Here is an 11,929-nt window from a genome sequence, read left to right on the forward strand (position 1 = left end):
GGTTACTTGGGGCTTTTCCAAGTGACTCGCCGTAAGAGCGAAACCATAAGCGGCCGTTACCGCAGGAATGGATATGTACACCGGAAGAACAGGTAGATCAGGCACATCCGAGAGCCACCTGGCAGTACACGGATGCCCCCCGCGCATTTCACCGCTACAATGCGCGCCTCGACCGTGACAGCCTGACTAAAAAATATTATGTCCCTGCCCAAACATCACCTGGAATTGCTCAGCCCCGCCCGTGACGTGGCTATCGCCCGCGAGGCCATCCTGCATGGCGCCGACGCCGTTTACCTCGGTGGCCCGAGTTTCGGCGCTCGCCACAACGCCTGCAACGAGGTGAGCGATATCGCCGCGCTGGTGGAGTTCGCCCATCGCTACCACGCCCGGGTGTTCACCACGATCAATACCATCCTGCACGACAATGAACTGGAGCCAGCCCGCCAGCTGATCCATCAACTGTACGATGCCGGTGTCGACGCGCTGATCGTCCAGGACCTGGGTGTGATGGAGCTGGACATCCCGCCGATCGAGCTGCACGCCAGCACCCAGACCGACATCCGCACCCTGGAGCGGGCGAAGTTCCTCGACCAGGCCGGTTTTTCGCAACTGGTACTGGCCCGCGAGTTGAACCTGCAGGAAATCCGCGCCATCGCCGACGAAACCGAGGCGGCGATCGAGTTCTTCATCCATGGTGCGTTGTGCGTGGCGTTTTCCGGCCAGTGCAATATTTCCCATGCGCAGACCGGCCGCAGCGCCAACCGTGGTGACTGCTCCCAGGCCTGCCGCCTGCCGTACACCCTCAAGGACGAGAAGGGCGGGGTGATCGCCTACGAGAAGCACCTGCTGTCCATGAAGGACAACAACCAGAGCGCCAACATCCGCGCCCTGGTGGAAGCCGGCGTGCGCTCGTTCAAGATCGAGGGGCGCTACAAAGACATGGGCTACGTGAAGAACATCACCGCCTACTACCGCCAGCGCCTGGACGCTGTGCTCGAAGACCGCCCGGATCTGGCCCGCGCCTCCAGCGGCCGCACCGCGCATTTCTTCCTGCCCGATCCGGACAAGACCTTCCACCGTGGTAGCACCGACTACTTCGTCAGCGAACGCAAGATCGACATCGGCGCCTTCGACTCACCGACCTTCACCGGCCTGCCGGTGGGCGTGGTGGAAAAAGTCGGCAAGCGCGATCTGCTGGTGGTCACCCACGAGCCACTGTCCAACGGTGACGGCCTCAACGTACTGGTCAAGCGTGAAGTAGTGGGCTGGCGGACCAACATCGCCGAACCCAAAGGCGAGTTCGAAGAGGATGGCGAGAAACGCTATCGCTACCGCGTCGAGCCGAACGAGATGCCCAAGGGCCTGCACCAGTTGCGCCCGAATCACCCGTTGAGCCGCAACCTGGATCACAACTGGGCCCAGGCACTGCAAAAGACCTCCGCCGAGCGCCGGATCGGTCTGTCCTGGGTCGCGCGCCTTCGTGAGGAGCGTCTGGAACTGACCGCCACCAGCGAAGAGGGCATCAGCGCCAGTGTCGCCCTGGACGGTCCGTTCGGCGTGGCCAACAAGCCGCAGCAGGCCCTTGAGCAACTGCATGACCTGCTGGGACAGTTGGGCACCACCGAATACCACGCCACCGACATCAAGCTCGATGCTCCCCAGGCGTTCTTCATTCCCAATTCGCAGCTCAAGGCATTGCGCCGCGAAGTGATCGAAGCGTTGACCGTCGCCCGCATCCAGGCCCATCCACGGGGTGGCCGCAAGGCCGAGACCAGTCCGCCGCCGGTGTACCCGGAGTCGCACCTGTCGTTCCTGGCCAACGTCTACAACCAGAAGGCCCGCGACTTCTATCACCGTCACGGGGTCAAGCTGATCGATGCGGCCTACGAGGCCCATGAAGAGACCGGCGAAGTCCCGGTGATGATCACCAAGCACTGCCTGCGGTTCTCTTTCAACCTGTGCCCCAAGCAGGCCAAGGGCGTGACGGGCGTGCGCACCAAGGTCGCGCCGATGCAGTTGATCCACGGCGACGAAGTGCTGACGTTGAAATTCGACTGCAAGCCGTGCGAGATGCACGTGATCGGCAAGATGAAGGGGCATATCCTCGATTTGCCGCAACCGGGCAGCGTGCAGCAGGTCGTCGGGCACATCAGCCCCGAAGACCTGCTCAAGACCATCCATCGCGCGCCCCATTGAGTGACCTTCGAGCGCGCAGTCAAGGCTGCGCGCTCGTCAACTCACCCGGTGGGTCCGCTCACCTCAGGTCGAAGCGGTCAAGGTTCATCACCTTGGTCCAGGCCGCCACAAAGTCCTTCACGAACTTCTCCTCACTGTTACTGGCATAGAACTCCGACAGCGCGCGCAATTGCGAGTTGGAGCCGAAGACCAGGTCGACGCGCGTGCCCGTCCACTTTTTCTGGCCGGTCTTGCGGTCGACCGCTTCAAACTCTTCCTGTGCCTCCGACAGCGGTTTCCACTCCACGCCCATGTCCAGCAGGTTGGTGAAGAAATCCTTGGTCAACGCCTCGGGCCGTGTGGTGAAGACGCCGTGGGCAGTCTGTCCGACGTTGGTCTTGAGTACACGCATGCCGCCGATCAGCGCGGTCATTTCCGGCGCGGTGAGGGTCAGCAACTGTGCCTTGTCGATCAACAGCGACTCCGCCGACACGCGATACCGGCCCTTGAGGTAATTGCGGAAGCCATCGGCGATCGGTTCGAGAAAGCCGAAAGACTCGACATCGGTCTGTTCCTGGGAAGCGTCCGTGCGCCCTGGCGTGAAGGGCACCGTGATCGTGTGCCCGGCATTTTTCGCCGCCTGCTCAACGCCTGCAGAACCTGCGAGGACGATCAGGTCAGCCAGGGAGATTTTCTTGCCGCCGGCGTTGAACTCTTGCTGGATGCCTTCCAATTTTGTCAATACGCCCGCCAGTTGGTCGGGCTGGTTGGCCTGCCAGAACTTCTGTGGGGCCAGGCGCAAGCGCCCGCCGTTGGCACCGCCGCGTTTGTCCGAACCACGGAAGGTGGAAGCCGCTGCCCAAGCCGTCGAGACCAGTTGCGAGACCGACAGGCCCGAGGCCAGCAGCTTGCTTTTCAGGGCCGCGACGTCGCTGTCGTTGACCAGCGGATGATCGACGTCAGGGATCGGGTCTTGCCACAGCAGTTCTTCGTTGGGCATTTCCGGGCCGAGGTAGCGCGAAAGCGGGCCCATGTCGCGGTGCAGCAGCTTGTACCAGGCACGGGCGAACGCGTCGGCCAGTTGATCGGGGTTCTGCAGGAAGCGCCGTGCAATCGGCTCATAGATCGGGTCGAAGCGCAGTGCCAGGTCGGTGGTCAGCATGGTCGGGTTGCGACGTTTGGACGGGTCGTGCGCGTCCGGAATGATCCCGGCGCCAGCACCGTTCTTCGGCGTCCACTGATGGGCGCCCGCCGGGCTCTTGGTCAGTTCCCATTCGAAGCCGAACACGTTCTCCAGGAAGTTGTTGCTCCACTTCGTCGGCGTGGTGGTCCAGGTCACTTCCAGGCCACTGGTGATGGTGTCGGGGCCTTTGCCGGTGCCAAATTTGTTCTTCCAGCCCAGGCCCTGTTCTTCGAGGCCAGCGGCTTCGGGCTCGGCACCGACATTGTCGGCAGGGCCGGCGCCGTGGGTCTTACCGAAGGCGTGGCCGCCGGCGATCAGCGCCACGGTTTCCTCGTCATTCATGGCCATGCGGCCGAAGGTCTCGCGGATGTCCTTGCCGGCAGCCACCGGGTCGGGGTTGCCTTCCGGGCCTTCCGGGTTCACATAGATCAGGCCCATTTGCACGGCCGCCAGGGGGTTCTCCAGATTGCGTCCCTGCTCGGTGCGGCTCTCCTCGTTTTCCCCGGGTTCTGCGACGAGCGGGCCTTCGCCGGGTTCCTGCATGGCTTTTTGCGCTTTGTCGTAGCGCACGTCGCCACCCAGCCATTTGTTTTCCGAGCCCCAGTAGACATCCTCGTCCGGTTCCCAGACATCAGGCCGGCCACCGGAAAAACCGAAGGTCTTGAAGCCCATGGTTTCGAGCGCGACGTTACCGGTCAGGACGATCAGGTCGGCCCAGGAAATGCTGTTGCCGTACTTTTGCTTGATCGGCCACAGCAGGCGCCGGGCCTTGTCCAGACTGACGTTGTCGGGCCAGCTGTTGAGCGGGGCGAAGCGCTGCTGGCCAGAACCGGCGCCGCCTCGGCCATCGCCGGTACGGTAGGTGCCCGCGGCGTGCCAGGACATACGGACAAACAGCGGTCCGTAGTGTCCGAAGTCCGCAGGCCACCAGTCTTGGGAATCGGTCATCAGCGCGGTCAGGTCACGCTTGAGCGCGGCAAAGTCCAGGCTCTTGAACGCCTGGGCGTAGTTGAAGCCCTCGTCCGCGGGGGTAGACAGGGACGAGTGCTGGTGCAGGATCTTCAGATTCAGCTGGTTCGGCCACCAATCGCGGTTCGTGGTGCCACCACCCGCTGCGTGATTGAACGGGCATTTCGTTTCAGTTCCCATCTGTGAGCTACCTTTGGTCGTGTTCATTCAGCCAGCGTCCCTACAGGTTCGATGGCGGTGAGTGAAATCAATGACTCAGGCTGTTGGCCCAGCAAGTCGATCAACTGATCATCGTGGCCAAATGGGCATCACCGGCACTGGCAAAGCGTATTGCCAACGGGATGACCCACGGTGCGCCTAGTCGGTTTCTGACTCCTGCTTTATCTTCTTATCAGGTCTAGGCCGGCCAGACGGCACCGGCGTTAGATAAGGCTAGACCGCCCTTGGGCAGACGGCTAATAGCTGGAGTATTTGTAGCCGATAGGCGGAATCTTTCAAGGCGCCTTTGCAGCTATCGAGTTCGCCAGCGATGACTGGCGAACCTTCATCGGTGGGCGTCAATACTGCGCGCGCAGCGCCAGCGTCACGGTGCGTGGGTCGCCATAGAAGTTGGTGCCCCAGGAAGCGTCCACGCGATCGTAGTATTTGCGATCGAACAGGTTGTTGGCGGTCAGCGTCGTCGACAGGTTGTCGTTGATCTTGTAGCCCACCTGAGCCGTGGCGATGCCATAACCGCTCTGTTCGAATTTGACGTCACGCTGGTAGTACGTGTCGCTGACCACGCGCACGCCACCGCCGACACTGAAGTCCTTGAGCGGGCCGTCGCTGAACTCGTACTTGGTCCACAGGTTGAAGTTGTGTTTGGGGGTGATGGTGCTGAAGGTCTTGCCTTCATTGCCATCATCGGAGTTCAGGTATTTGGTCGAAGTGAAGGCGTAGCCGCTGACGATGCTCCAGTTGTCGGTCAGGTTACCGCTCAGTTCGGTTTCCCAGCCCTGGCTGCGCGCCTTGCCCTGAGCCTCGTAGGCTGCCGTGGCGTTGTTGTATTCGGCGCGATTTTCATCATAGATGCGGAACACCGCGACACTGGCGTTCAAGCGCCCGTCGAAGAACTCGCGCTTGAGGCCGATTTCGTACTGCTGGCCTTCGCGCGGGCCAATCGGCGTGTTGTCCGAGCCCAGTTCGCTTTGCGGCTTGAACACTTCGGTGTAGCTGGCGTAGGCCGACAGTTCCGGGGTCAGCTTGCCGATGATTGCGCCATAGGGCACGACCTTGCGGTTGATGCTGGTGTGGGCGCTGCCGAAGTTGTTGAAGAAGGCGTTGGCGTTCTTCGCGTCGCTCTCGTACCAGGTCACCCGGGTGCCGCCGATCACGTCGAGCCAGTCGGTGACGTTGAACTTGGCGCGGGTGTAGAGGCCGTATTGATCCGATTTGGACCAGTTGCCGTTGTTCTTCACGTAGTCCTGTTTCGGAATGTCGATGCTGCCCGGGTCGAACACGTTGATCGGGAAGTAGTCGCCGCCCCCGTAGGTGAAGTCCTTGTCCAGGTGCTGGTATTCGGCGCCCAGGGTGAATTCGTGGGTGCGTCCCAGGGCGTCGAAGGGTGTGGTGACAAAGCTGTCGGCACCGATGGACTTGATGTGGGTGTAGTAGTTGTACGCCACGGCCCAGCTGTCGCCGGTGTCTGGATCGACCGCGCCATCGGCCCAGGTGAAGTTGCGTTTTGGGGTCTCGGCATCGCGGTAGGTCAGGGTGGTCTTGAACTGGCCGCCGTTGTCCAGGGCGTGATCGACTTCGGCAAAGGTTTCCCAGACTTTTTCGTTCAGTTCGTTCCACTTGGCGTCGACGAAGGTCGAGCGCGGTACGTCCAGCAGTTTGCCGGTGGCGTACGCCGGCAAGCCGAACGCCGGGGTGGAGTGGTTCTGCTGGTAAGCGCCGCCGACCGACAGGGTGGTGGACGGGTCGAGGTCCAGTTCCAGGCGGCCGTACACCATCGGGCGTTCGTTCTGGGCGTAGTCGACAAAGGATTGGTTGTTTTCGTAGGCCGTGATGAAGCGCCCGCGCACGCTGCCCTGGTCATTCAGCGGGCCGGTGACGTCAACCGAGGAACGGTAGTGGTCGTAGGAGCCCGCGGCCAGTTCGCCACCCAGGGCGAATCGGCCCAGCGCCCGCTTGCGCACCACGTTGATGGTGCCGCCGGGTTCGCCCGCCCCTTGATACAGGCCCGAGGGGCCACGCAGCACTTCGACGCGGTCATACATCGCCAGGTCGAACGCGGTGGCCATGTCGCCCTGGCCGGTGGGTTGCGACACTCCGTCGACTTGCACCTGGTCGACCAGGAAGCCGCGCATGTACACATCGTTGAGGCTGGAGCCTGCGTTGTAGGTCTTGATCGTGACCCCGGTGACCTGGCGCATGGCGTCCTGCAGGCTGTTCATGTTCTGGTCGTCCATGCGCTGGCGCGTGACCACCGACACCGACTGCGGGATGTCCTTGAGCTTGATGTTGCCCTTGCCGATGCTGACTTCGCTGGTGGTGTAGGAGTGCGTGTCTTCGGTGGTCACGCCCAGGCGCTGGCCAGTGATCGAGGTCGCGCCGAGTTGCAGTGCGTCGCCGTGGCTGTCGCGCTCCAGGGTGTAGCTGGCGTCGGCGCGCTGGACCAGTTGCAGGCCGGTGCCGCTCAGCAGGCGGGTGAGCGCCTCGAGCGCCGAGTAGGTACCGGACAATCCGGGGCTTTGCAGGCCATCGGTCAGGCCGGGGTCGAACGAGAGCGCTATCTGGCTGTCGGCGGCGAAGCGCGACAGCGTCTGCCCCAGCGGGCCTGCCGGGATCTGATAACCACGGGCATCGACGATGGCTGGCGGTTGCGTCTCACCCGCCCAGGCGGGGGCGCAGGCGCCCGCGAGCATCAGGCTGAAGGCTGCGCTGCAGGCTGTACGGCGCAGGGGAGGGGTCAAGCGTAAAGAGCGTTCAACGGGCATCGAGGGGGGGTGATCCTGTCGGCAAGGGAGAGGGGGTGTCTTCCCTTGCCAGCCAGGCGCGAAAAAAGTATCACCTCTTTGCAATTATTTTTTGAGTGGGTCAAACGGCTGCAATCGTCACCCAGTATCCGCCCAGGTGCGTCGTCACTTGCACCGGGTAGGTCGAGGCCAGCATGCTCAGCGCGCGCCGGGTGTCGTCCAGGGGGAAAGCGCCGGAGATGCGCAGCCGGCTGACGGCCGGATCGCAGCGCACCAGGCCATGGCGATAGCGCGCCAGCTCTCTGGCGAAGTCACCCAGGTGCATGCCGTCGGCCACCAGCATGCCCTGGGTCCAGGCCGTGAGGGCGCTGTCGGCCTGGGTGATGGCGCCGATCGCAGCGTCCGAAAAGGTGGTTTGTTGACCGGCGAGCAGGATCACCGGCGCTGCATGGGGCTGCGCATAACGTTCGATTTGCACGCGGCCGTCGAACACCGCCAGGCGCGTGACGCCGTCGTCTTCGCGAACACTGAAACGGGTGCCCAGCGCCTGCAGGCGACCCTGTGCGGTGGACACCCGCAACGGTCGTGCGGGCACCTGAATGTCCGGCGCGGTCTGGATCAGAATCTCGCCCTTGCGCACCCTGATCAGGCGCTGCTGCGGATCGAAATCCACATCGATCGCGGTGTCGGTGTTGAGGGTCACCTGACTGCCATCGACCAGCGTCAACTGGCGACGCGCGCCAATCGGCGAGTGGTAGTCGGCGGTCCAACCCTGGCGCTCGTTGAGTTGCCATCCGGCCCAGGTGGCGGGTGCCAGCGCCAGCAGCGCCGCCAGGCGACCGAGCAGCGCGCGGCGTTGCGGGTTGGCTGGGCGGTCGAGCGCCGGTATCGCCAGCTCCGGAGGCAAGCCTCCCAGTTTGCCCAGCAAGCACTCCGCTCGCTGCCAGGCGCATTCGTGCTCGGCACTGCTGGCACGCCACTGTTGCCATTGCGCGCGTTCGTGCTCGCTGAGCGCGCCTTCGCCCAAGCGCATCAGCCATTCGGCGGCCTCATCCAGGACGGCCGGGCTGATCATCGCTTGGCCATTCATTGATGCATCAACGTCAGGCACTGCACGAAGGCCTGTTTCATGTAGCGCTTGACGGTGATGAGCGAGACGTCGAGTTGCGTCGCGATGTCCTCGTACTTCATCGCGCCGATCTGCGACAGCAGGAACGCCCGCTTGACCAGTGGCGGCAGGGCATCGAGCAGTGCATCGACTTCATGCAGGGTTTCGAGGATCAGGAAACGCACTTCCGGTGAGGGTGCAAGTGCCTCGGGCAATTGCGCCAGGGCCGACAGGTAGGCGCGTTCCAGTGCCTGGCGTTGATACCAGTTGACCAGGATGCCCTTGGCCACACAGGTCAGATAGGCCCGTGGCTCGGCAATCTCCGGCAGCGACCTGGCCGCCAGGATACGCGTGAACGTATCGTGCATCAGGTCGGCCGCGTCCACCCGGTTGCCCAGCTTGCGCAACAGCCAGGCGTGCAGCCAGCCCTGATGGCCAACGTACAGGGCTTCGACACTGCGCACGTGAAGTTGGTGAGTGGCGGATAGAGAGTCGCTCATCGCGTGATTGTTTTTTTGCTAGTGAGAATTATTAGCAATTGTAATGAGCGTCAATGATGACGGCAAGAGGGAGATCCGGCGGCCGGCCGCCGCATTCAAACGACCACCGGCATGGCGAACGGCGCCATCCTGTGCCTTACTCGGGAAGCGATCCTGGGGAGGGTAGTGAATGCGACATAGAGGCGCACAGTTCTGGCTTTGGCTCAATAAACGCCTGCCCGTCAAAACCTATGAAGACGTGTTGGGCGACGGCAGGCAAATCGAGGTGCAAGCGCGCATTACGCCACAGGGGATGACCCAGGTATTCATCGGTATCTACGCCGCCGAGGGGGCAGCGATTTGTGAAGAGTTTCATGACCGCGGCCTGCGCGAGCCGTTTGTGCTGGCCTTGAAGTGGGGCGGACAGCGGGCCAGGGCTATCCTGCTGGAAACCCAGCCTTTCATCGCGCCCCATCGAGCGCAATTGACCTTGAGTACAGTCATTACCGACGAAACGGTATTGGCCCTGCGCCGCCTGGAAATGACCGCAGGCGAGCGCTTGAAGATCATGGCCGGCGATGCCCTGGACGAATACCGCGCGGCGCAGTCGGCCATGCTCGAACTGATGCGTTCGCCCAAGGTCGACCCTCTGGTGTGGGCCGAACACAGCGAACGGTTGCGCCAGGCCATTGATCGGCGGGTCAGCGTGCAGCGCGGTTATCTGTCTTGATCCATGGACCCGGAGGGGCCGACAAGCCGGCGCCCGCCATTACTTGCGTCTGGGCAGTATCCAGTTCGGTCGTATGAAGTGGCAGGTGTAACCGTTGGGGTAGTGCTCCAGGTAGTCCTGATGCTCAGGCTCCGCTTCCCAGAACGGCCCGGCGGGCGCTATCTCGGTGACCACCTTGCCGGGCCAGAGGCCGGAAGCGTCAACGTCGGCCACGGTGTCTTCGGCGATGCGTTTCTGCTCGTCATCCAGGTAATAGAGTGCCGAACGATAGCTCGTCCCCAGGTCATTGCCCTGACGGTTTTGGGTGCTCGGGTCATGGATCTGGAAGAAAAACTCCAGGATCTGGCGATAGCTGATCTGCTCCGGGTCGAAGACGATTTCGATCGCTTCGGCGTGGGAGCCATGGTTGCGATAGGTGGCATTGGGCACATCGCCGCCGGTGTAGCCCACCCGCGTGGAGATCACGCCAGGGTAGCGTCGCAGCAGATCCTGCATGCCCCAGAAGCAGCCGCCGGCCAAGATGGCGGTTTCGGTGTTCGTCGTCATCGTTGCGCACCTCCCATCAAAGAGCGGCCTCCGTGGGGGAGGCCGTCAGACCCTCAATGCATCTTGCTGTGATCCATATTGCCATGATCCATCGTACCCAGTGCCTTTGCCGGCGCGTTCACCTGGATCGTTTCTTTCTCGCCCTTGGCGTTTTCCACGGTCAGGGTCAGGGGCACGCTGTCGCCTTCCTTGATCTGCCCCGTCAGGTCCATGAGCATGACGTGGTAGCCGTGGGGATCGAATTTCACCGGCTTGCCGGCCGGCAACGCCACGGATTGGACCTGCTGCATGCTCATCACGTCGTCTTTCATGCTCGACTGGTGAATCTGCACCATCTTCGCCACGGGCGACTGCACGCTGAGCAGCTTGCTGTCGGTGTCGGCCTGCAAGGTCATGAAGGCCCCGCTCGAAGGCTGGCCGGCCACCGTCGCCCTGACCCAGGCGTCGCTCACCCGGGTTTGTGCAGACACCTGCCACGCCATGCCAATCAGGGCCATTCCCAGTACAAGCTGTTTGATACGTGGTGCGCGGAACGAAGACATCAGCAGACCTCCATGACGGTGAGCAGGTCTTCTGCGCACTCTTGAGCGGTAAGGGACGCGGACAGGCCCAGGCGCAGATTGCCCCGGGAGTCGAACACGAAGCTGGTCGCGGTATGGGACAGGGTGTAGGTATCGCCGCTGGGGACTTTCTCGAAGAATACGCCGAACTCCTTGGCGGTGGCGGCGGTTTCTTCCAGCGTGCCGTACAGCGCCTCGAAACTCGGATCGAAGGCCTTGACGTATTTGTCGAGCATTTGCGGGGTATCGCGCTCGGGGTCCAGGGTGATGAAGACCACTTGCAGGCGCTCGCCATCGCGGCCCATCAGTTTCTTCGCCTGGGCGGCGCGGGCCAGCGTGGTCGGGCAGACGGCCGGGCATTGGGTGAAACCGAAGAAGATCATCGGCATCAGGCCCTGGTAGCTGCCGAGCATCCGGGTTTCACCGTCGGCGTCCTTGAGTTTGAAGGAACGGCCCATGATCTTGTCGCTCAGGTCCTTGCCGTACTTGAACGACAGCTTGCTGCTGTCATCGCAGCCGGCGAGCAGGCCGAGGCTCAACAGGCTCATGCCTTGCAGGACAGTGCGGCGGGAATACAACGTACTCATGGAAAAAAGCTTCCTGTGTGCAACAGAGAAAACACAGTGCCTGACGGATCAGGCGAAAAAAAGCGCAGGGATGTTAACAAACTGTTGCCCATTGGCGCTCAATCGATGGCCAGCCGGTCATGCGCCAAAAGGTCGCGGGGGCGTGAATACATGAAAATACAAATGGCCGGGAAGCGGACACATTGCAGATACAACAGTGGGGTTATATCGGGCTGTCCAAACCTCATCGAGAGCATTGCCATGATCCGCAAATTGCAGCAAGCCGCCAGTTTCCTTAGCCAGAGCGCGCGTTTGATGGTGGGCGTTCCCGATTACGACAACTATGTCGCACAGAGGGCGATCAGTCATCCGGGTGAGCCGGTGATGAGCTACGAGGCGTTTTTTCGTGAGCGTCAGGACGCGCGTTTTGGGCGTGGGAAATGTAATACGCGGTGTTGCTGACGCTGCAAACTACTCCGCCATATCGCCCACTGAGCTGCGGGTGTACCCGATCCCCTGTGGGAGCTGGCTTGCCAGCGATGGCGGCCTGACAGGCGACCCGATGATTTCGGCGTACATATCCATTCCTGCGGTAACGGCCACCTATGGTTTCGCTCTTACAGCGAGTCACTTGGAAAAGCCCCAAGTAACCA

At 62.2% G+C, this 11,929-nt stretch carries 10 protein-coding genes; 3 read left to right on the forward strand and 7 right to left on the reverse strand.

What is annotated here, in order from left to right; translation table 11 throughout:
* Positions 1 to 198: 198 nt before the first annotated feature.
* A complete protein-coding gene (locus PMI35_RS07100; protein ID WP_008063725.1) occupies positions 199 to 2,196 on the forward strand; it encodes a peptidase U32 family protein in 1,998 nt (665 codons plus the stop codon).
* Between the two features lie 58 nt (positions 2,197 to 2,254).
* On the opposite strand, the gene katG is transcribed toward PMI35_RS07100, so the two are convergent.
* The 4 genes from katG to PMI35_RS07080 all read right to left on the reverse strand — a co-directional run bounded on the left by katG (position 2,255) and on the right by PMI35_RS07080 (position 8,895).
* Complete coding sequence (gene katG / locus PMI35_RS07095) at positions 2,255 to 4,507, reverse strand: catalase/peroxidase HPI (protein WP_032831942.1); 2,253 nt, start codon at positions 4,505 to 4,507, stop codon at positions 2,255 to 2,257.
* Between the two features lie 377 nt (positions 4,508 to 4,884).
* Complete coding sequence (locus PMI35_RS07090; RefSeq protein WP_008063730.1) at positions 4,885 to 7,308, reverse strand: TonB-dependent siderophore receptor; 2,424 nt, start codon at positions 7,306 to 7,308, stop codon at positions 4,885 to 4,887.
* A 100-nt stretch (positions 7,309 to 7,408) separates the two neighbouring features.
* Positions 7,409 to 8,377, reverse strand: coding sequence for a FecR domain-containing protein (locus PMI35_RS07085; RefSeq protein ID WP_008063736.1), 969 nt, complete (start codon positions 8,375 to 8,377; stop codon positions 7,409 to 7,411).
* Entirely contained in the window at positions 8,374 to 8,895 is a 522-nt protein-coding gene (locus PMI35_RS07080) for a sigma-70 family RNA polymerase sigma factor (protein ID WP_008063737.1), read from the reverse strand. Before PMI35_RS07080 ends, PMI35_RS07085 begins: the two co-directional genes overlap by 4 nt.
* Positions 8,896 to 9,064: 169 nt before the next feature.
* Between PMI35_RS07080 and PMI35_RS07075 the strand changes: the two genes are divergently transcribed.
* Positions 9,065 to 9,604 (forward strand): hypothetical protein, encoded by a 540-nt coding sequence (locus PMI35_RS07075; protein WP_008063740.1) that lies wholly within the window; start codon positions 9,065 to 9,067, stop codon positions 9,602 to 9,604.
* 39 nt (positions 9,605 to 9,643) lie between these two features.
* On the opposite strand, the gene msrA is transcribed toward PMI35_RS07075, so the two are convergent.
* The 3 genes from msrA to PMI35_RS07060 are packed head-to-tail and all read right to left on the reverse strand — an operon-like array spanning position 9,644 to position 11,297.
* Entirely contained in the window at positions 9,644 to 10,150 is a 507-nt protein-coding gene (msrA, locus tag PMI35_RS07070; protein ID WP_008063741.1) for a peptide-methionine (S)-S-oxide reductase MsrA, read from the reverse strand.
* 53 nt (positions 10,151 to 10,203) lie between these two features.
* Positions 10,204 to 10,692 (reverse strand): copper chaperone PCu(A)C, encoded by a 489-nt coding sequence (locus tag PMI35_RS07065; protein ID WP_008063744.1) that lies wholly within the window; start codon positions 10,690 to 10,692, stop codon positions 10,204 to 10,206.
* On the reverse strand, positions 10,692 to 11,297 hold the full coding sequence (locus tag PMI35_RS07060; protein WP_008063745.1) for an SCO family protein: 606 nt from the start codon (positions 11,295 to 11,297) through the stop codon (positions 10,692 to 10,694). Before PMI35_RS07060 ends, PMI35_RS07065 begins: the two co-directional genes overlap by 1 nt.
* Positions 11,298 to 11,537: 240 nt before the next feature.
* Here PMI35_RS07060 and PMI35_RS07055 point away from each other — a divergent pair, with 240 nt between their 5' ends.
* Positions 11,538 to 11,738, forward strand: a complete 201-nt coding sequence (locus PMI35_RS07055; protein WP_008063747.1) for a YbdD/YjiX family protein — start codon at positions 11,538 to 11,540, stop codon at positions 11,736 to 11,738.
* The last annotated feature ends 191 nt before the right edge of the window (positions 11,739 to 11,929 follow it).

Origin of the sequence: Pseudomonas sp. GM78, from assembly GCF_000282475.1 — a bacterium.
In the GTDB taxonomy this organism is placed as follows: domain Bacteria; phylum Pseudomonadota; class Gammaproteobacteria; order Pseudomonadales; family Pseudomonadaceae; genus Aquipseudomonas.